18 protein-coding genes, 1 other RNA gene and 2 pseudogenes are annotated in these 21,377 nt (G+C 49.0%); 14 read left to right on the top strand and 7 right to left on the bottom strand.

Going from position 1 to position 21,377, the window contains the following annotated elements:
- Nucleotides 1-119: 119 nt before the first annotated feature.
- From nadK to bamE, 3 genes are all read left to right on the top strand, one after another.
- A complete protein-coding gene (gene nadK, locus ACMYSK_RS25595; RefSeq protein WP_434639240.1) occupies nt 120-998 on the top strand; it encodes an NAD(+) kinase in 879 nt (292 codons plus the stop codon).
- 86 nt (nt 999-1,084) lie between these two features.
- Entirely contained in the window at nt 1,085-2,746 is a 1,662-nt protein-coding gene (gene recN, locus ACMYSK_RS25590) for a DNA repair protein RecN (RefSeq protein ID WP_434639239.1), read from the top strand.
- A gap of 147 nt (nt 2,747-2,893) precedes the next feature.
- Complete coding sequence (gene bamE / locus ACMYSK_RS25585) at nt 2,894-3,235, top strand: outer membrane protein assembly factor BamE (protein WP_004866572.1); 342 nt, start codon at nt 2,894-2,896, stop codon at nt 3,233-3,235.
- Between the two features lie 69 nt (nt 3,236-3,304).
- Here bamE and ACMYSK_RS25580 read toward each other — a convergent pair whose 3' ends face one another.
- Entirely contained in the window at nt 3,305-3,595 is a 291-nt protein-coding gene (locus ACMYSK_RS25580) for an RnfH family protein (RefSeq protein ID WP_434639238.1), read from the bottom strand.
- On the bottom strand, nt 3,585-4,022 hold the full coding sequence (locus ACMYSK_RS25575; protein ID WP_434639237.1) for a type II toxin-antitoxin system RatA family toxin: 438 nt from the start codon (nt 4,020-4,022) through the stop codon (nt 3,585-3,587). The genes ACMYSK_RS25580 and ACMYSK_RS25575 overlap by 11 nt, the downstream gene beginning before the upstream one ends.
- Before the next feature lie 152 nt (nt 4,023-4,174).
- Between ACMYSK_RS25575 and smpB the strand changes: the two genes are divergently transcribed.
- From smpB to ACMYSK_RS25560, 3 genes and pseudogenes are all read left to right on the top strand, one after another.
- Nucleotides 4,175-4,657, top strand: a complete 483-nt coding sequence (smpB, locus tag ACMYSK_RS25570; protein ID WP_434639236.1) for an SsrA-binding protein SmpB — start codon at nt 4,175-4,177, stop codon at nt 4,655-4,657.
- A gap of 147 nt (nt 4,658-4,804) precedes the next feature.
- Nucleotides 4,805-5,169, top strand: a transfer-messenger RNA (tmRNA) gene (gene ssrA / locus ACMYSK_RS25565).
- A gap of 204 nt (nt 5,170-5,373) precedes the next feature.
- Nucleotides 5,374-5,540, top strand: a pseudogene (locus ACMYSK_RS25560) (integrase arm-type DNA-binding domain-containing protein); the annotation flags it as partial.
- 466 nt (nt 5,541-6,006) lie between these two features.
- Here ACMYSK_RS25560 and ACMYSK_RS25555 read toward each other — a convergent pair.
- Nucleotides 6,007-6,996 (bottom strand): fimbrial protein, encoded by a 990-nt coding sequence (locus ACMYSK_RS25555; RefSeq protein WP_434639235.1) that lies wholly within the window; start codon nt 6,994-6,996, stop codon nt 6,007-6,009.
- Between the two features lie 29 nt (nt 6,997-7,025).
- Complete coding sequence (locus ACMYSK_RS25550; RefSeq protein WP_434639234.1) at nt 7,026-7,322, bottom strand: FimD/PapC C-terminal domain-containing protein; 297 nt, start codon at nt 7,320-7,322, stop codon at nt 7,026-7,028.
- A gap of 339 nt (nt 7,323-7,661) precedes the next feature.
- Between ACMYSK_RS25550 and ACMYSK_RS25545 the strand changes: the two are divergent.
- Nucleotides 7,662-7,956: pseudogene (locus tag ACMYSK_RS25545) on the top strand (IS5/IS1182 family transposase); the annotation flags it as partial.
- A 9-nt stretch (nt 7,957-7,965) separates the two neighbouring features.
- Here the strand turns inward: ACMYSK_RS25545 and ACMYSK_RS25540 are convergent.
- Nucleotides 7,966-8,160, bottom strand: coding sequence for a hypothetical protein (locus ACMYSK_RS25540; RefSeq protein WP_434639233.1), 195 nt, complete (start codon nt 8,158-8,160; stop codon nt 7,966-7,968).
- Nucleotides 8,161-8,377: 217 nt separating this feature from the next.
- A complete protein-coding gene (locus ACMYSK_RS25535; protein ID WP_434639232.1) occupies nt 8,378-9,928 on the bottom strand; it encodes an EAL domain-containing protein in 1,551 nt (516 codons plus the stop codon).
- A gap of 336 nt (nt 9,929-10,264) precedes the next feature.
- Here ACMYSK_RS25535 and evgA point away from each other — a divergent pair, with 336 nt between their 5' ends.
- From evgA to ACMYSK_RS25500, 7 genes are all read left to right on the top strand, one after another.
- Nucleotides 10,265-10,894 carry an acid-sensing system DNA-binding response regulator EvgA gene (evgA, locus tag ACMYSK_RS25530; RefSeq protein ID WP_434639231.1) on the top strand — a complete coding sequence of 210 codons (630 nt, stop codon included), beginning with the start codon at nt 10,265-10,267 and terminating at the stop codon, nt 10,892-10,894.
- Nucleotides 10,895-10,917: 23 nt separating this feature from the next.
- Entirely contained in the window at nt 10,918-14,076 is a 3,159-nt protein-coding gene (locus ACMYSK_RS25525; RefSeq protein WP_434639230.1) for a response regulator, read from the top strand.
- 458 nt (nt 14,077-14,534) lie between these two features.
- Complete coding sequence (locus tag ACMYSK_RS25520; RefSeq protein WP_434639229.1) at nt 14,535-15,059, top strand: helix-turn-helix domain-containing protein; 525 nt, start codon at nt 14,535-14,537, stop codon at nt 15,057-15,059.
- A 100-nt stretch (nt 15,060-15,159) separates the two neighbouring features.
- On the top strand, nt 15,160-15,678 hold the full coding sequence (locus tag ACMYSK_RS25515; protein ID WP_434639228.1) for a fimbrial protein: 519 nt from the start codon (nt 15,160-15,162) through the stop codon (nt 15,676-15,678).
- A gap of 46 nt (nt 15,679-15,724) precedes the next feature.
- Complete coding sequence (locus ACMYSK_RS25510) at nt 15,725-16,402, top strand: fimbrial biogenesis chaperone (protein ID WP_434639227.1); 678 nt, start codon at nt 15,725-15,727, stop codon at nt 16,400-16,402.
- Between the two features lie 11 nt (nt 16,403-16,413).
- The gene (locus ACMYSK_RS25505) at nt 16,414-18,915 is read left to right on the top strand and encodes a fimbria/pilus outer membrane usher protein (protein ID WP_434639226.1); all 2,502 of its coding nucleotides are present in this window, start codon (nt 16,414-16,416) and stop codon (nt 18,913-18,915) included.
- Nucleotides 18,916-18,925: 10 nt separating this feature from the next.
- A complete protein-coding gene (locus tag ACMYSK_RS25500) occupies nt 18,926-19,945 on the top strand; it encodes a fimbrial protein (RefSeq protein ID WP_434639225.1) in 1,020 nt (339 codons plus the stop codon).
- An 83-nt stretch (nt 19,946-20,028) separates the two neighbouring features.
- On the opposite strand, the gene ACMYSK_RS25495 is transcribed toward ACMYSK_RS25500, so the two are convergent.
- A complete protein-coding gene (locus tag ACMYSK_RS25495; RefSeq protein WP_434639224.1) occupies nt 20,029-21,315 on the bottom strand; it encodes an MFS transporter in 1,287 nt (428 codons plus the stop codon).
- Nucleotides 21,316-21,377 lie beyond the last annotated feature (62 nt).

Here is a 21,377-nt window from a genome sequence, read left to right as displayed (position 1 = left end):
CTCCGCGTTTTTTTTTCGCATTCATCTCGCTAACTTCGCTTATTATGGGGATTCGTTTCCGGGTTTCAAGGGAAGCTGTCAGATTGTCATCATTCATTTAACGCAAGGACATCCAGAACATGAAGAACCATTTCAAGTGTATAGGCATTGTGGGGCACCCTCGTCACCCGACCGCGCTAACCACACATGAAATGCTCTGGCGCTGGCTATGCAGCAAAGGTTACGAGGTTCTGGTCGAACAACAGATAGCCCATGAGCTCCAGCTTAGCAATGTCAAAACGGGAACCCTGGCTGAAATTGGCCAGCAGGCGGATCTGGCGGTAGTGGTTGGCGGCGACGGCAATATGCTCGGCGCGGCGCGCACCCTGGCGCGTTACGATATCAACGTCATCGGCATTAACCGCGGCAATCTCGGTTTTCTGACCGACCTTGACCCGGATAATGCCCTACAGCAGCTCGCCGACGTACTGGAAGGCCACTACATTTCAGAAAAACGCTTTTTGCTGGAGGCTCAGGTGTGCCAGCAAGATGGCCAAAAACGCATCAGTACGGCAATTAATGAAGTCGTGCTTCACCCGGGCAAAGTCGCGCACATGATTGAGTTCGAAGTGTATATCGATGAAGTGTTTGCCTTCTCCCAGCGCTCGGACGGCCTGATTATCTCCACGCCTACGGGTTCCACCGCCTATTCCTTATCCGCCGGCGGGCCCATTCTGACACCGTCATTAGATGCCATCACCCTGGTTCCGATGTTCCCACATACCCTCTCAGCGCGTCCGCTGGTGATTAATGGCGACAGCACTATCCGCCTGCGTTTCTCCCAGCGCTGCAGCGACCTGGAGATCAGCTGCGACAGCCAAATAGCGCTGCCGATTCAGGATGGCGAAGATGTTCTGATCCACCGCTGCGATTATCATCTGAACCTCATCCATCCAAAAGACTACAGCTATTTCAATACATTGAGTACCAAGCTCGGCTGGTCTAAAAAATTGTTCTGATTTTAACGGCTGCCTCTTTACTGGATAAAAAACCAGTCTATACTGTACGAAAACACAGTAATGGTTTTTCATACAGGAAGGCGACTATGCTGGCGCAACTCACCATCAGTAACTTTGCTATCGTTCGTGAACTGGAAATCGATTTTCACAGCGGAATGACCGCGATCACCGGGGAAACCGGTGCAGGTAAATCTATTGCCATTGATGCGCTGGGGCTGTGCCTTGGCGGAAGAGCAGAAGCTGATATGGTGCGAAGAGGCGCCAGCCGCGCAGACCTGTGCGCCCGCTTCGCATTAAAAGATACTCCGGCGGCACAGCGCTGGCTGGAAGAGAACCAGCTGGAAAGCGGACGTGAGTGTTTACTTCGCCGCGTCATCAGTACTGACGGCCGCTCCCGTGGGTTTATTAATGGCACCGCCGTCCCGCTCTCTCAGTTGCGTGAACTCGGCCAGCTGCTTATCCAGATTCACGGCCAGCATGCACACCAGTTGCTGACACGGCCAGAGCATCAAAAAACGCTGCTCGATGGTTATACCGGTGAGTATGCGCTTACTCAGCGTATGGCTGAACACTACCGCCAGTGGCATCAAAGCTGCCGCGAACTGGCTCAGCATCAGCAACAGAGTCAGGATCGCGCCGCCCGTGCCGACCTGCTGCAATATCAGCTAAAAGAGTTAAATGAGTTCAATCCTCAGCAGGGTGAATTCGAACAAATCGACGAAGAGTACAAACGTCTGGCCAACAGCGGCCAGCTGTTAACCACCTGTCAGCACGCGCTAACGGTCCTCACAGACGGCGAAGAAGCCAACTTACAGAGCCAGCTCTACACCGCAAGGCAGCTGGTGAGCGAGCTTGTCGGCATGGATAGCAAGCTTTCCGGCGTGCTGGATATGCTGGAAGAGGCAGCCATTCAGCTCAGCGAGGCCAGCGATGAACTACGCCACTATAGCGACCGTCTGGATCTCGACCCGAATCGTTTGTTCGAACTGGAGCAGCGCATCTCTCGTCAGATAACCCTGGCGCGTAAACACCAGATAACCCCGGAAGAGCTCCCCGCATTTTATCAGGCGCTACTGGAAGAGCAGCGCCTGCTGGACGACAGCGCAGGCTCACTGGAGTCCCTTAGCCAAACCGTAGTGGAACACCACCAACTGGCGCTGAAGACTGCTCAGCAGCTCCACGCTCTGCGTCAGAGCAGCGCCGAAGAACTGGCTCAGCTCATCACTGAAAGTATGCGCTCACTTTCCATGCCTCATGGGGTGTTTGCCATCGACGTTGCCTTTGACGAGCGTCATCTCACCGCCGAAGGAGCCGATCGTATCGAGTTTCGCGTCACCACTAACCCGGGGCAGCCGCTTCAGCCCATTGCCAAAGTCGCCTCTGGCGGCGAACTGTCGCGTATTGCCTTAGCCATTCAGGTTATTACTGCGCGGAAGATGGAAACGCCGGCCCTGATTTTCGATGAGGTGGATGTCGGCATCAGCGGCCCAACGGCGGCAGTGGTTGGTAAGCTGCTGCGTCAGCTGGGCGAGTCTACGCAGGTCATGTGCGTGACCCATCTGCCGCAGGTCGCCGGCTGCGGTCATCATCACTTCATTGTCTGCAAAGAGACCGATGGTGAGATGACAGAAACCCATATGCATCCGCTAGATAAACGGGCGCGGTTGCAGGAACTGGCCCGTTTGCTGGGCGGTAGCGAAGTCACCCGTAACACGCTGGCAAATGCGAAAGAGTTGCTCGCCGCGTAAACTTTTTGATTTTCGCAGAGTCATAGTGAACAGCAAATTGCCGTAAGACCTGCAGTCGAAGGTTTCCAACTGGGCAAAGGTCTATTATTATCGGCATATTACAGATGAGCCACGTACTGCTCGGGCCCGAAAAGGAATAAAATCACTATGCGCTGTAAAACGCTGACTGCTGCCGCAGCGGTTCTTCTCATGTTGACCGCAGGCTGTTCCACTCTGGAACGAGTGGTTTACCGTCCTGATATCAACCAGGGTAACTATCTGGCACCTAACGATGTAGCAAAAATTCGTGTCGGCATGACGCAACAGCAGGTTGCTTATGCGCTGGGTACCCCAATGATGTCGGATCCGTTTGGCACCAACACCTGGTTCTATGTTTTCCGTCAGCAGCCTGGGCATGAAAAAATTACCCAGCAGACGCTGACGCTGACCTTTAACAGCAGCGGTGTGTTAACCAACATTGATAACAAACCAGCTCTGACCAACGAATAATGCGATAAACGCATGACTTCAGAAACACAAAAAGCGCTCACTGAGCGCTTTTTTTATCTCTGCTTGCCGCTATTTGCCGGCGTTTTTCTCCGCTCGCTGGCGGCGTAGCTCTTTCGGGTCAGCTATCAGCGGACGGTAGATCTCCACCCGGTCACCATCATGCACAATGTCATGCAGCTTAACCGGGCGGCTATATATTCCGACTTTGTTTTTCGCCAGATCGATATCATCACGAAGCGCCAGCAGGCCGCTGGCGATAATCGCCTGTTCCACCGTAGCCCCCTCCTCCAGCTTTACGCGTTGCAGGTACTGCTTTTCTGGCAGGGCATAGGCGACTTCAACCACGATGTTAGCCGACACGATAAACCTCTTTGGCTCTGGCCGTGAAAGCCTGCACCATATTTAACGCCAGCTCTTTGAAGATGCGACCAAACGCCATTTCAATCAGCATATTGGTGAATTCAAAATCGAGATGAAACTCAATTTTGCAGGCATCCGAACTGAGCGGGATAAACCTCCAGCCGCCAATCAGCTTTTTAAACGGGCCATCGACCAGGCTCATCAAAATGCTCTGGTTGCTGGTAAGCGTATTTCGTGTCGTAAACGTCTTACTGATGCCTGCTTTAGACACATCAACCGCCGCCATCATTTGCGTCGGTCCAGACTCCAGCACGCGGCTCCCGGTGCAGCCAGGCAAAAAATCAGGATAGGACTTCACGTCATTTACGAGTTGATACATCTGTTCCACGCTGAAGGGCACCAACGCAGTACGGCTAATCTGAGGCATAGCAAGTTCCACATTTAAACACGGCGCAAATAATATCATTTATCTGCCGCTAAAAAAAACGCTGTGCCACAACTCGTGCTAAGATAGCGCATTACACCTCGCAGGATGGATTGAGGTACTGTGTTCCCGTTTAGCAATGACTTCAGGACATTATGACCAAGAAAAAAGCCCACAAACCTGGATCAGCCACCATTGCGCTGAATAAACGCGCCCGCCATGAATACTTTATCGAAGATGAATACGAGGCTGGTCTTGCCCTGCAAGGGTGGGAAGTCAAATCTCTGCGCGCCGGCAAAGCCAATATCAGCGACAGCTACGTCATCCTGAAAGATGGCGAGGCCTATCTCTTCGGTGCCAACTTTACGCCGATGGCCGTGGCCTCCACCCACTACGTCTGCGACCCGACGCGTACCCGTAAGCTGCTGCTTAATCAGCGCGAGCTGGACGCCCTGTACGGCCGTATCAACCGTGAAGGTTATACCGTCGTGGCGCTGTCGCTGTACTGGAAGAACGCCTGGTGTAAAGTGAAAATCGGCGTCGCAAAAGGTAAGAAGCAGCACGACAAGCGTACCGATATCAAAGATCGCGAGTGGGCGCTGGACAAAGCCCGCATTATGAAACACGCCGGTCGCTAATCCCCTCTTATTTAAGGGCCCGCTCAGCGGGCCCTTCTGCGCTATATCGTTGTTGATGCTGATTTTTCACCCAACCAATCGCCATAATCGCACTAACGAGTGCTGGTAACTCCATTCACAAATCTGTTATACTCGCCATAACACATTGGGGCTGATTCTGGATTCGACGGGATTTGCGAAACCCAAGGTGCATGCCGAGGGGCGGTTGGCCTCGTAAAAAGCCGCAAAAAAATAGTCGCAAACGACGAAAACTACGCTTTAGCAGCTTAATAACCTGCTAAGAGCCCTCTCTCCCTAGCTTCCGCTCTTAAGACGGGGATTCAAGAGAGGTCAAACCCAAAAGAGATCGCGTGGAAATCCTGCCTGGGGTTGAAGCGTTAAAACTAATCAGGCTAGTTTGTCAGTAGCGTGTCCGTCCGCAGCTGGCCAGCGAATGTAAAGACTGGACTAAGCATGTAGTACCGAGGATGTAGAAATTTCGGACGCGGGTTCAACTCCCGCCAGCTCCACCAAAATTCTCCATCGGTGATTACCAGAGTCATCCGATGAAGTCCTAAGAGCCCGCACGGCGCAAGCCCTGCGGGCTTTTTTGTGCCTTCATTTTGTCCCGCGAAGTCTGACGCCAATTAATTAAATCCGAACCTTTTAGGCACCTTGTTAAGCACCTCATAAAGCTTTAATGTTTTTGAGGTACCTAAAACTATGGAAACCCGGTAATGGCAAGACAAACTAAACCTCTATCCGTTAAAGAAATCGAATCTGCTAAACCCAAGGAAACGGACTACGTTCTCTATGATGGCGATGGCCTTGAGCTACTCATCAAATCAAGGGCAGTATGATCTGGCAGTTTCGCTATATTCGCCCTGCCACTAAGAGTTACGCTTGATGTAAAGTATGGTTTTACCCTTGACAATAACAAAGGTGAGTTGACGATCCACGGCGTTGGTACTGAAAACAATACACAAGTGCAAATATGTAGGATAGTTGATTCTAGCTATGCTAAAAATGGTGATATTTATATATTCCACTCTCACCGACCAGAGTCATTAAGCGGTGACGATAAGCGATAGCAGCAATGTTAACGTTTATTTCCCTGCTTTTTTCTATGAAACCGGGAAAGATCTGATTTTTAAAATCGAACGGGACAAATTCAACACTCCTGTTATTTACCTACATATGATACCTGTTTTTAATTGCAAGACGTTTCGCTGAATAGCAAAATCCTGAAATCTGCCCATGCTGATCGCTTGCCACGGCATTGACTCGGTTCTTTTGCCCCGCCAGAGGTCCCGTATCCCCGACGTAAACACCTCGGGGCACGGATACTCTGGCAACGCGGTATGAACTGCTTACTGGTAGCTAAAGGTAAATGTGGTCGAGGAGGTAACATCGCCACTCTGTATATTCGCTCCGCCGTTATAGTAATAATGCGCTTTGAAAGGCAACGTCTCTGCATTTTTTGCATCAGCAACCGCCAGGAAGGTCTGCCCCAGAGTGACGGGATTATCGCCATACATCATCTGTATGCCGACTGAGTTACCCGCAGCATCTGTATCGGTGCTCTGATTCGCCAGCACATCGCCATGCCCTGCCATGGTGGCGCCTTCAAACTTCATCGAGACTTTGGTCTCTGGCGTGCAGCTGAGTCCGATATTGAAGTCTTTCCCGTCAGGATACCTACCGGCATTGTTTTTTAACGCCGTGGTTTTGACATCTAATAATGTGACGGTCTGGTTGGGGTTGGTTACTGAGCATCCTTTTTCAGGTACGATTTTGAGAGAAGAATTAATTGACAAGTTAGAATACATTACCAGTTGTTCGCCTGCCCGTGCCGTGACGAAAGGAGAGGGAAAAGAAATATTTCCTCGCCCAATATCACTAGCTGTGGCATAAAACTGCACCCTCATCTCTGCTGTAGACCCAAAAAAACTACCGCTATCATAATGCGAATACCAATATACTGGAGAATTACCAACAATAGTATTTCCACTACCTCCTTGGCCTACAAGGCCTACAAAAGTACTCCAGACCTTTACACCGACACCGCGAATATTTGTTTCGTATATACCAGCAAAAGGCGATGGTGTTTGAGTACTGGAAAAAACCAAATATAAAGGAGGTTTTCCGCTACAGGAAGTAACGTATCCGTCAGTACCGTTACCCCCCAATGGATATGAGCCCCCAATGGCATCACCAGGCTCAACAGTACGAGGTACCGTAATTGTTCCTGACAGAGTTGCACTGACATAACCTACACGTAAAACGTTGCATACAACGGCCTGAGACACACCCGGTGCCAATAAAAACAACAACGCCATCCATTTAATTATACGCATCATGATATCCTTAAATTATAAACACTGCGCCGTCAGGCTGCGTATTCCCGAAGCCATCGTCTCATCAGGCAAACGAAATGCCGCACGGCACTGCTGCCCGGCCCCTTTACCCAGCGGACATCCAGCTCGCCCTGCGGCGCCAGGCCTGTCAGATAGACCTGACCACCGTCACCAACGATGTAACCCTGCTCCTCACGGTTCCCCGCCAGCGTCACAGCCGCACCAAACGGCACCGCCTGACCATCGGCGCGGTTCAGTACCATCAGCGCCCTGATTCCGACGCTGGTCTGGTAGCTCACCTTCACCGCCGCACCCCAAGTCGGGACCACCGTCTGCGACACCATCGCCACTGTGCATTGAGTATTAAAAATTTTAATATTTAGCACCGAGATAATAGCCAACCAGCCCAAGGATTTTAATTAAAATTATATTTTGTATTTTCAATCAGTACATTCACTCACTCTAACCTCAAAAAAAACGTCACATCTGCACAAACACATTGAATTGCAGTAAAAAATGACGACCAGGCGAACATCAGAGAACTCAAAAACAAAAGAAAAATAATCATAACGTCAAAAAACACATCATATTTCACCAACCATCACATCCCTCCACCATCAATCTGAGATAATCTCAAATAAATATATTTTTAATTAAAAGAATGACAGATGGCGGATACGCTCGATGCCCTTCAGACGGGGCGTCCGGGACAAAAACTCAGACTCTGCCTGGACAAAGGCTACGAAGCAGGCTGGCTGAAAACGTATCTACAGAGCTACCGCTACGAGCCGCATTTCCAGTCCCGCAAAGAGGAGTCTCACGCGAGTAAAAGCACGGACTTCAAACCTATCGCTGGGTCGTCGAGAGGACGCATAGCGCTTTCGCCGGATCCTGACCCGGTGGGAAAAGAAGACCGAAAATTACGAGGCCATGTTGCATGTTGCCTGCGATCTTATCGTCTGAAATAAACGCTTATTGAGATAGGCTCTTATCCATTTTATTATTCATCGTCAGAATACGAAAATTTCTTGCGTATTTACGCCATATGTTAAGCCAGCAGCCCCCCTCAACAAAAGCAGGAATAAAAAGCAAAAACGTAGGAGACAAAAACATATAAACCTCAATCTTATATAAAACACCCTCTGCCACTTTTAATATTATACTCATGCTGAATCCGCTCCAAAATACAATGCAAGCAGTATGCCCTGATAAGACGACACAAAATATATAAATGCTACAGCTACAGATATAGTCTTCGGACCTGACATACTATTAGGGTCCGGATTATATGGCGATGCATTCTCGTATCCACCTGAAATTATCTACGATACAGTTCATCAGAACCAGAGGCCGGAAGTGTATTTAGCCATCATGTCGTCCAGGTTCAGGGGAGCCGGTCAAATTCATCCCCCTTATTATCCGATACAGGCTCTAATGCCCGGATATAATCACTTACTGGCACGGGGCGGGAAAAATAATACCCCTGGAATATCTCTATCCCCAGCGCCTTCAGCACCTGTAACTGGTTACTATCCTCCACACCTTCAGCGATGATGTGGCAATTAAACTTCCGCGCAAGATTGACCATGTTTTTGACAACCAGCGCCGAAGCCTCGTTTGTGCCCACATTTGACGTGAAGACCTTATCAACCTTGATAAACTCCGGCTGGAACTGCTGCAGATAGCTGTAGTTCGCATGGCCCGTGCCAAAATCATCAAGGGAAAACTGCACACCAAGCTGACGTAATTTTTCGGTCACCGCATCCGTCTGCCGGGTATTGTCGATTGATTCACGTTCGGTGATTTCCAGTACCACCCGGGTTTTCACCTCCTTCAAACGGGACTGGAACCGCGTGCATAGTCCCACAATCTCATCATCCTTAAAATTAGCTGCGCTGGCATTAAAGCAAATAAACAGCCTTTCCGGCAGAGTCGACTGCCGATCATACAACTGTCGGATCACCTCATTAAAGCAGATTGCCGTCACATCTTTAATCAGACCGGTTTGTTCAGCTACGGGGATAAATTTGTCCGGCGGAATAAACCCAAGTGTTGGATGCTCCCAGCGTACCAAAACTTCTCCCCCAACTATCCGACCATACTCTCCTTCGACAATAGGCTGAATAAAAGGCTTCAGTTGCTTATGTTTAATCCCATCCCGAAGCATAAATTCTAATGTACCGCGATAGCGTAGATAGTTCCTGAACAGCCAGGTCAGCAATAACGATACCACCAGCGTGGCAATCAACAGATTCCGCTCATAATGAATAATTGTGGACGCCCTCTCGCCTCCCATGCGATCGGCAATGATGGAATATCTGAACAGCCCTGACTTGAGTTCCACGGGACTACCTGTCTCCAGTGAACCGGAAACTTGCCCGCTACGGTCCAGATAGAGATTACCCACTTTCAGGTACAGGTGAGAGTTGCCGTCCAATACCCGAAGAACGTTATACAGGTAATAGCCATCGATACCGATTAGCACGCTATTACCACTCCGATCCTGCAAAGTGTACACAATGAGTGATTTAGACGGCGTAATCTGATTTCCCCCCATCAGGATGAGCGAGCCGTCAGGATAGTCTGCTTGATTGAGGCTGAAAGTCTTGCCACCAAAAACTGAGGTACAATAGATTTCATTGTGTTTTGCCATGCTCACCGTTCTGACATCCGGGACGGTGGCGACGATAGTCCGGATCCCCGTCAGAACGTCATCGCTACAGCTTTCTCCCAGATACCCTTTCGCGCGATCGGCCGCCTGTTCGGCATGGCTGAGAGTGGTATCCAGGCTAGCGACGGCCTGTTTCAGGCGAGAATGAATATCGTCATCCAGGGAATGCTGCATTTGCAGATAGCTCAGCGCTGTGCCCAGCACCATAATCAGCAGGAAAAATGCCAGCAGCAGAGGATGATGGTATGCCGGTGGTCTTTTCATGAAGGTTTTCCAGTAAGCGTCCTGACCGGGAAGTATTCTTGCAAACATCGGTATAGATGAACTAATGATAATTCAACGGATCAAAAATGCCCGTCCCTTCCAGCGAAGAGACATATCTGCGTATTTGCTGGCGACAAAAAAGCGCCATGCCAGAAAAGACCAGGGCTGGTATACCCGATAGCTTCTTCAGCAGCCATCCCATACCCTCTTTTGTACTCACTTTTGTACTCCATACTTTTTTATACAATTCGATGCTCGTCTCACCGAGTCGCCGCATCGTTTAGGCTATTATCGGAAGCATAGCGTGACTTAAGCATGGCGATCTTAAGGTGGAGTATGAGCGAATGTACAACCCGTACTGCGATCATTGTCGATGATCACCCTCTTGCCCGGATGGCTATTCGTAGTGTGCTTGAAAAACAGCACATTACCATTATCGACGAATATGAAAACGGTACAACCGCGCTAGCCGCGTTGGTGAAAACGACAGCGAGTATTATCGTCATTGACGTTGAAATCCCCGGCGTAAATGGCGTTGAGCTTGTCGAAAACCTCAGGGCACGTCAGTTCACAGGGACAATCATCGTTGTGTCGGCGAAGAATGACCGCTATTACAGTAAACGCTGTGCGCAGGCAGGTGCTAATGCGTTTATCAGTAAAAAACAGGATATGGAAAATATACTGGCCGCGATTAATGCAGCCCAAAAAGGCTACAGCTATTTTCCTTTTTTCCTCGAAACGACGTCAACCATTCTCACTGATTCGCAGCGCCTGGAATCCCTCTCGGCACAAGAGATGAAGGTCATGGGCTATGTTCTCAGCGGTCTTGATAATTCGCATATTGGCGAATTAATGTATATCAGTAGCAAAACGGTCAGCACTTATAAAACACGGTTAATGGAAAAGCTAGGCTGCAAATCGTTAATCGAACTGCTCTCTTTTGCTCACCAAAATAAGCTGACGTGATGATGATAAAGTGGTTCGCGCTCATGTTCATCGTTTTATCAATGGCTGAGCATGTCGCATACGCGCAGGATACGCCACCGATTGAGCTTGAACTATCGGGGTACAATTATGTTACTCCAGTGGCAGTTGATTTAAGCGAAGATGACAAACGTCTGCTGCGGCAGAAAAAAATACTCAGGATTGCAGTTTATCAACCCGAGGTCTCCCCGCTGGTACAGAGTACGATTACCGGGCGTTATCGTGGCATGAACGCTGATTACCTGGCGCTTATCCAACATTCTCTTAACACTCGCCTGAGGGTGATGGCATACAGAAACCGGGCAGCGGCCGTTGAAGCACTCAAGGCGGGCCAGGCCGACATGATATTAACCGGCCTTGAAAACCCGCCTCTGAGCGAAGAAGGCATTCAAGCCTCGGGGCCGCTGGTTCACTCCTGGCCTAATTTAGTCACATCATTAGCCAACGTGATGGCGCCTTTGCAAAGTGCGCAAAGCACGCATGTTGCGATTGTTAATCACTACCCTGACGCCGACTTTATTCACCAGTCGTTTCCAAATGCGGAGATTGCCGACTACTCCAACTATCAGGAAGCACTAAGCTCCGTAGCCAACGGACAGAATGAGTGGTTTATGGGGGATTCGCTGACCACGAGCACATGGCTTTCCCAGGAATTTAGCCTGGCCTTGAGTACCGTTAAATACTGGTCTGCGCCGCAAAAAGAGAGCTTTTTTTTATTTTTACCCACCCAGCAACGCCTGCTGGCTATTGTCAATAACACGCTCAGCGCTATTGATGAAAATGTTCATGGGCAGATTGCCCAGGCGATGATTGACAAAGGCAATCTGTCATTCTTGATCGAACCATTGAATCTGACACCGCGTGAAAAACAGTGGCTGAAAAATAACAAGACGGTACGCATCATAATAAATCCATGGTTTGCCCCTTACACAATGGTTGATAGCAATAAGGTCACTCGGGGCGTCGTCGGCGATATTCTTAATCTGATTAGCCTGCAAACCGGCATGCAGTTCGAGACGATTGTCGTGAAGTCGAATGAAGAAATGCTTTCAGAAATGAAAAAAGGCAACTGGCATATTGTGCAGGCTGCGACCTATGATTTGGGTCAGGAAAACGCCATCTCCCATACCCATCCTTTTATTAGCACACAGTTTGTAGTTGTTGTCAGAAAAACAGAGAAGCAGACAAATGCATTAAGAGCGGGTTCGCATGTGGCGATAAGCGCTGACCATGCTTTACTGGCGAAACTGAAGTCACAATATTCGGGTATTCACTGGGAAGAAGTCGAAAACTCCAGTATGGCATTAAATCTTGTGGCGACAGGGAAAGCGGACGCTGCGATTTCAAATCAGTTAACTGCTCGTTACCTAAGCGAGCACTATTATCCTGACCAGCTCACCTGGCTTACGCTTCCTGGTGAAGAAACGGCGGCAATCAGTTTCGCCGTTCCTCGCTCTGAGCCAGAACTACGGCAGATACTTGATAAAGCGCTCGACGATATTCCGCAAAAAGAGATCTTACAGATCGTCAGTAAATGGATACGTCTGCCAGATGTAAAAATAGATACATGGGAACTGTATAACAGACCCTTCTATCTGGTAACGACATTAGCGGCATTGTTAGTCATGAGCACCTTATTATGGGCGGTCTACCTGGCGCGGGAAGTTCGTATCAGAAAACGTTCTCAACGCTTGCTGGAAACTGAGCGCAACAGAGCCCAGCGAGCCAATGAAGAGAAACGGGAGTTTCTTTCCAGTATGAGTCATGAAATCCGTACTCCGGTCAGCGCCATTATGGGGTTTCTGGAACTTCTGCAGCTTTCTCCGGCAACCTTTAACTATGAAGATAAAGCATCAATTGACCAGGCCGCCCAGGCCTCGCGTTCACTCTTAAAACTGATTGGTGAAATCCTCGATCTGGAAAAGATTGAATCCGGCCTGCTGGAGATTGTTCCGCAGTGGATCTATCCCGATAGTCTGATTAAGGAAAAAATAGCGCTGTTCAGCGCACTGGCCTTACAAAAAGGAATTCACCTTGATTATGACTCAACGCTAGAGCAGCAGGAGGCGATGCAACTCGATCCGCAGCTGCTGGGACAGGTGCTCACCAACCTCATTGGTAACGCAGTGAAATTTACGCAGAACGGATACGTGCACGTTTCAGCAACGAAGCATAACGATACGTTGATGATTTCAGTACGAGACTCGGGCCCAGGCATCAGTGCCGAAGAGCAGAAGCGGTTATTCATGGCTTTCAGCCAGGGAAAGGCAGGTAAACACCACCGCGGTTCGGGGTTAGGGCTGGCAATCAGCCGGGCGCTAATGACGCAAATGGGCGGAGCGATTGCCCTACAGAGTGACGTTAATGCTGGAACCCTTTTGACATTGACCCTCCCCGTTCAGACCTCCGTTGACGTGATTCCTGATACTGCGGATGTTAATCCACCTACGCTTAATCTTCAGGGGACGCTACGGGTATTGATTGCCGATGATCATCCCTCAAGCCGTCTGCTGTTGAAACGACAACTTGCGACGCTGGGCCTCCAGGCGGATGAAGCGGACAACGGGGAAGCTGCATTACGCTATATACGGGCAGGGGGTTATGACTTACTTATTACCGATCTCAACATGCCGGTTATGGATGGCCTTGAGCTGACCCGGCAGGTGCGGACATTTAATGACGCACTCATCATCTGGGGGCTGACCGCGACCGCCCAGGAGCATGAGCGTGAAAATTGTCTGGCGGCAGGCATGAATGCCTGTCTTTTCAAACCCATTACGCTTGCACAAATATCCGACTTAATCTCAAGGATAAGTGATACCAGCAGTAGCATATTTGATATTGAAAGACTCGCTATGTTGGCGCAAGGGAATCGTCTGTTGATGCGTGCGGCTTTAAAAGATGCACAACGGGAAAACCGTCACGATTTATCATCGGCTAAACAAGAAGGCCATGCAGGGAATTTTCAAACAGTAAAACACCATATCCATCGTATCAATGGAACCGCCCAGTTGCTGGGAGTTAAATCTCTTATGGCTGCGGCACAGTCGCTGGAAGATAAGCTACCGGGCGCCCTTTCATCCACAGAGCTGACTCGCGAACTTGAACACATCGAGGCTTTACTGAACGAACTCGATCAGGCTATCGAAAAATTTATCCTCTAACCCTCCTTCCTACACGTGTAGGCAGTACCTGACAGAAGAATAAGGTACCGCTGATGTTACATCTCAGCTAACCAGGTAAAATGAATCACGTTCTGACAGAATAAATTTTGTTAACTAACCCTGGGATATTACCTAAGAAAAATCCATTTTTCTTTTAATTCAAGTTTTAGCTATCAAATTCCGTCAAATCATTACACTACACCTATTCATACCGAAAGTACTTAATGTTGATATGTGTATATTTTATGGTTTTTAAAACCAACATGAACACTATTTTATGGATCATTGCTCTTTCGAACAAAGAAAGACAGGATAAAAGATCGTTTTTATTTACCCATGTGAATTGCATTACTTTTCTGATGCTATCAGTAATTATTTTCTGTAAATTCTACATTGCAATATGAGGTGATTTACTGGCATTAAATAACCAAAGAGGATATGCCGAAAAAGGAAGTTTTATGGATTTATCAGACTCTATTTTTTCTGATGATCACTTTTTCATCGTCGGCATGAGCGCGTTATTAACGCCTGAATTGATTGATGAAAACTACTACATCGTGGATGTTGAGGCGACCAACCTCACACGGATTAAAAAATATTTCTCTACCAGCAGGAGAGTTATTGCGTTTATCAAAAACGATCTTGATTACTACGCACTAAAGAATGTTCATAACATTATATTTATTGATAAGCGATGTCAGTTGAAAGAAATTCTGTCCTGCCTGTTTGTCAATGACTCACGGTATAAATACCGGGTGAAATACAGGCTCTCATCACGAGAAAGCGAAGTGCTTGCATGCATGCAAAAAGGGCTTGATGCAAATGAGACAGTAAAGCAATTAGGCATGGCAACGAAGACGTTCTATGCTCACCAGCGAAGCTTAATATTTAAACTTCAGCTTGGCAATCGGATTTCTTTATACCGCAATATCGCACGAGTAGAATTTTATAAAAAAAACCATTGCGAGTTTAAATCATCGTAATGGAGTTGTTTTTTCACTGGAGGGAATACAACCACTAATACCCAGCATTAAAATGCATCAATTATCACTCACTATTAACTTAAAAAATTTGGATTTATATATGAAAAAAATTGCCCTGATTTCCGCGATTCTCTCTTTCTCTGCGCTGCAAACAGCAAATGCCGCCGATGGTGTAATTAACTTCACCGGTAATATTACTGGCACCGCATGTGTCGTTGATCCGTCTGCGATTGCGCAACCTGTCGATCTGGGAACGGTTGCAACAACTGCGTTTTCAGGTGGTAACGGCGCCACGGCGGCGGCCAAGCGTTTTAACATCGTGCTGAAGTCCTGCCCGCAAAGTGTTTCCAGCGCCAGCGTGCGTTTTGATGGAACGACCAGTAACGAAAATCCGTCAATTCTGGCACTGACCTCCGGGCAAACGGCGACCAATGTGGGCGTAGCGATTTATGAACAGGATAACACCACGCTGATTCCGGTTGGTTCTCCTTCCAAAAGCGTCACGCTGTTAGAAGATGTCAATAACACACTGACCTACTTTGCAAAATATATGGCAACCGGCACAGTGGGAGCAGGGACTGCAAACTCTTCAACATCATTTACTGTCGTTTATCAGTAATAGCAGGGCCATTCGTGGCCCTAAGTATTTCTCACAGGATTTCTTCATGTTTCAGAAAGTATATAAAGCCGTAAGCGTGGGGCTTTGTCTCATCTCCTCTTCGGCCTTTAGCGGCGTGGAAATAGGCGGCACTCGTCTTATTTATAATGGCAATGCCAACCAGGCGACGATGAGTGTTAATAACCCGGATAACAAACCCTATTTAATTCAGTCGTGGGTGAGTAAAAATGAGAATAGCGACGACGGCGATAGCGCCTTCTCCACTACACCGCCGCTGTTTAAATTAAATGCTCAGGCGCAGAACTCGGTTCGTGTGATGTTAACCGGTAACGCGTTACCGCCAGACAGAGAAAGTGTTTACTGGTTGAATATAAAAGCGATCCCCACCTCATCGCCTGATTCAAAAAATGAATTATTGATCGCGGTAAAAAGTAAGATGAAGCTATTTTATCGCCCAGCCGGATTAAAAGGCGATCCATCACTGGCGTATCAGCAGTTAACGTTTTCAGGCGCAGCGGGAAAACTCAATATTCATAATCCTTCGCCCTATAGCGTATCGCTTTATGAGCTTAAGGTGAATGGAACAAAGATAGCAAAACCTCCGATGGTTTTACCATTCCAGACGATATCACTCCCCCAGCCGACGGCAACTGGCGGGGAAGCATCTTGGCGTGCGATTAATGACTTCGGAGGCATAACGGCTGAACATAAATTTAAAATGTAGGTTAACTATTTATGCTCCATCTCAATACTGTTTCACATATTGCCAGGTTGACGAAGCTATCTGTTTTTATTTCTCTGTACGCACCTGTTCCGGCAGCGTTTGCGGAAGACTATTTCTCGCCAGACTTTATTGAAACGCGTGGAAATATCCCACGAGATATTGATATCTCTCGTTTCAGCAAGACCGATGGACAGGTTCCTGGAGTCTACCACGTTGATATTTATCTTAACGGAAGTTATATCGAATCACGCGATATTTCCTTTGTCAGTAGTGGCAGTACGCTGAATCCGGTTTTGACACATGCTGACTTCATCAAATGGGGGGTAAAGCGAAATGCTCAGCCTGACTGGATGGGCATGGCAGAAACGGCACATATTGAAAATATTAGTGAATCACTGCCGGGAAGCCAGCTTCACCTCCTGTTCGATAGTATGAGACTCGATATTTCCGTACCGCAGGAATATATGCAGCGCGATCCGCGAGGTTCTGTATCACCAGAACAGTGGGATGATGGCCTGAATATGCTGTTTATGAATTACAATTTCTCCGCTGCTAATAACCACGGCAGCGGCGACTCGCGGAATGACACTTATTTAAACCTGCGTAGCGGCGTTAACGTGGGTCCATGGCGGCTACGTAATTATTCAACCTATAACAATAATAATGGAGCCGGGCACTGGAGCACGATTAGTACCTCACTGGAGCGCGATATTAAGGTTCTGAGAAGTCAGCTCAGTATGGGCGACAGCTATACACAGGCCGGCGTGTTTGACAGCGTTAATTTTCGTGGGGCGCAAATGTATTCTGATGACACCATGCTGCCGGAAAGCGTGCGCGGGTTTGCACCTGTTGTTCGCGGTATCGCGCAGAGCAACGCGCAGGTCACGATTCGTCAGGGTGGCAACATTATCTGGCAATCCTACGTTCCGCCAGGTCCGTTTGTCATTGATGACCTCTATCCGACCGCTGCCAGCGGCGATCTGGAGGTCGCGGTGCGGGAAGCGGACGGCACGGTACATCAGTTTATCCAGCCCTTTTCCGCAGTGCCGGTCATGCAGCGTGAAGGTCAGTTCAAATATGCGCTGGCGGCAGGGAAGTATCGCGCAGCAAACAGTAAGGACAAGGAGCCGGAATTCCTGCAGGCCACACTAAGCTACGGGTTGCCGCGAGATACCACAGTCTACGGCGGCACGTTGACATCCGCCAAATACCAGGCTGGTGCGTTGGGTATTGGCAAAGGATTTGGTGATTTTGGCTCGCTCTCTTTTGATAGCACTTTTGCCCATACGCAGATGCCTGACAAGACCGAAGAAGGGATTTCACTTCGCGCGCAATATGCCAAAGATTTTGAGTCAACCGGCACCTCAATGAGTTTAATGGGGTATCGCTACTCCTCTTCGGGCTTTCGCGATTTTCAGGAAGCAAATGGTGATGTAAACAAATTCCGCATGGTGAGTGACAACGCACTGGAAAGTCATAACTGGCGCTATGCACGCAACAAACGCAGCATGGCACAGGTAACGCTGAACCAACGCCTTGGCGAGCTGGGGAATTTAAATCTTTCCGCCTGGCAGCAGGACTACTGGGGCGGTGATACCGAGCGTAACGTCAACCTGGGTTATAACACCAGTATTCATAACATTAACTACGGACTGAACTACAGCTACTCACGTGGCCCCTGGAACAATGAGAATGACCACATCCTCTCCTTCACGATGCAGATCCCATTCTCCCGTTTCCTGCCAGATAGCTGGATGACGGTTTCCGTAAACACCAATAAGCAAGGCGACACCACTTCGCAGGCGGGGTTGTCCGGTTCTGCGCTGGAAGACAAAAAGCTGAGCTGGAACGTACAGCAAGGTTACAACAGTAAGGGCTCGGACGTCATGGGCAGCGCCTCGGCTAACTACAAAGGACGCTACGGGGAATACCAGCTTGGTTATCACTACTCCCGCGATACCCGTCAGGTTTCCGCCGGGGCGATGGGCGGACTGGTGATTCACCCTTATGGGGTTTCTGCCACCCAGCCTCTTGGCGAAACGATAGCGCTGGTGAAAGCTGATAATGCGGCAGATGTAAAAATAGCGAATAACAGCGGCATCTACACCGACAGTAAAGGTTTTGCCGTTGTGCCGTATGTCACGCCGTATCGGCAGAACAGCCTGTCTCTGGATACCGCATCGCTGAACAACAATACCGATGTGCTGAATGATACCCGAACGGTTGTGCCAACCAAAGGTGCGCTGGCACTGGCAGACTACCCCACCGTTACGGGCTACAAGGTCATGTTGCAATTAATCGGGCGGGAAATTCCTTTTGGTGCGACGGCAAGAATTAAAAACCGCGATAACGTTCCAGAAGGAATTGTTGACGATCGTCAACGAGTCTGGCTCAACGGAGCGCCGGAGCAAGGATCGGTCGAGGTGAGCTGGGTCGGAGGAAGTTGTCAGGCAACCTATCAGTTGGCGAACACCTCTGACAAAACACATAACCTTTCGGCGCTATGCCATTGAGCCGGAGAGAATGAATATGTATAGAATGATATTGAGTTTAGTTTTAACCGCACTGGGTCTGTTCTCACAAACGGCTCTGGCGTGGGATTGTTCGACGGTGACTCCCTCCACATCTGTCTCACCGCAGAGCCTCACTATTTCACGAGATCTGCCTGTTGGCGCGACCATTGGTTCGCAGATTGTCACCCCGACGATCAATGCATTTAGCTGTTATAACTCCGATTTGGGGAATATCTCGAATCAGATATTCGGCGTGAAGGCGATCGGCACATTTGATTCCATGTTGAATGGTCGGCGAGTCTATAAAACCAACGTTGCCGGTATTGGCTATGCTATTTCAGGCTCCACGGCAAAATGCGCTGGCGGGACCGCAACCGTCAACGGCAGCAATACCATTAGAGGTGATATCAATACCGCGAAGCTTTGCGAAAATACGAACGGAATGATAAGTCCTGCGTTGAATGGTTCTGTGACCGTCACGTTTTATAAGACGGCAACGGAGACCGGATCCGGGATGATAACGGCAACAACAGTGGGTGCTCTGATTCTGTTGAACAACTCACTGCTGTGGCAAACCCCGGACGCAAGCGTGAATATCAATGCGTTCACGGTCACTACGCCAGCCTGTAAACTGACAACGGCATCGATACCTGTTGATATGAAAGATGTCGATAAAAATGCGTTTAATGGCAAAGGTTCCACGCCGGGTGATGCACACACCCAGTCGTTCAGTCTGCCACTGACCTGCAATGCCGGAACACAGGTTAGCGTGAAGATGGAAGGAAATATTTATGATGCAACTAAAGGTGTGTTCAATACGAACAGTGGGATCGATGCTGCTACAGGCGTAGGCATTCAACTGCTGTTTAATAACCAGCCACTGGTGTTGGGTTCCAGTTTTCCTGTCGGGGTATCATCTACGGGCGGGGTATTTACGGTGCCATTAAAAGCCAGGTATTACCAGACAGGTAATAGCATAACCACCGGTACGGCTAATGGTAATTTATCCTTCACCATGACGTACCAATAAATACCAACAGAAATTAAAACGATAAGACAAACTGAAAACGTCGGTGGCGCAGGAATATCAGCGCCACCGAGGATAATCACACGTCAGGCTTTGCTGGGGAGCGCACCGATGGCATGTGAGCTTCTCACGGTCAGCGTAACCACCGCTGAACAGAGAAGCGCAGCAATCATAAAGATAAAGGCGCTGTTATAGCTCCCGCCGCTGCTTTGGATCAGCCAACCGATAATCGGCGCGGAAACCACCCCCGCCATCTGACCGCCAAAGTTAACGATACCTGAAGCCCGGCCCATGATTTTGCTGGGGATAGTATCCATCAAAATCCCCCAGAACGTCGCCATGGCGAAGAACATAAACAGCGCTGAAACACACTGATAGACCACCGCCATATCTGCGCTACTCACGCTGAAGGTCAGGTACAGAAAACCGGCAGCAATCACTGAAGTCACGACATACAACATTTTGCGCAGCGGCTTGAATTTATCTGAGCAGTAGCCGCCTATCAAGGTCCCGCCGGCGCCAAACAGAAAAGGAATCGCCGCCATAACGCCGGTCTTCGCCAGTGAGAATTCACGGACGGTGATCAAGTAGCTGGGCAGCCAGGTCGAAAAGCCCCAGAAAGTGATGTCGAACAAAAACCAGATACTCGCCATCTGCCACAGCACGGGCATTTTCAGAACATCTTTGAAAGCGATGGTACTGGTGCCCGGCAGACTGCCTTGATCGTCCTCCGCCAGTTCAGCCAGATCCTGCTGGGTAATGGCGGGATGATCTTTTGGGTTATCTCGCGTGAACAGGTAGATACCCGCAGCAATAAACAGTCCGGGAATACCCAACACGATAAAGACCATGTGCCAGCCAAATGCCCCAATAATACTTGCGGCCACCACCACCGCCAGCGCCGGGCCTAATGTGTTCACCGTGGACTGAATCGCCGTTGCGCGACCGCGTTCCTTCGACGGAAAATAGGTCGAAATCATCTTCCAGGAAGCCGACGGGAAGCACCCTTCACCGATACCAAACAAAAAGCGAACGGCCAGCATCAGAGGAAGAGTGAGCACCGCCCCGGTTAAGCTGGTAAAAATTGACCACCAGCCAATACCAATGGCCATGATTTTACGTGAGCCAAACTTGTCCGCCAGTAAACCTCCGGGGATTTGAAATGCGGCATAGCCAATAAAAAAGGCACTAATAATTAAACCTTGCTGCGTGGTATCCAGATTTAAATCTTTGCCGATATAAGGCAATGAAACGCTCATCACCATTCTGTCGAGGAAAGAAAGTAGCCACGCCAGCCAGATAAGCGTCAGGACGGTATATCTTGCTTTCCAGGTCTTTGGTTGACCTGAAGGTAAAGATGTTTGTAGGTTCATCGTGATGTCCTTGGGGTGTCGTGATCCACCGCGGCCATAAAGGGTCGCGGTAGTTCAATGCG

Origin of the sequence: Klebsiella sp. I138 (genome assembly GCF_051131765.1) — a bacterium.
In the GTDB taxonomy this organism is placed as follows: Bacteria; Pseudomonadota; Gammaproteobacteria; order Enterobacterales; family Enterobacteriaceae; genus Klebsiella.
This window is presented reverse-complemented; position numbering and strand designations above follow the sequence as displayed.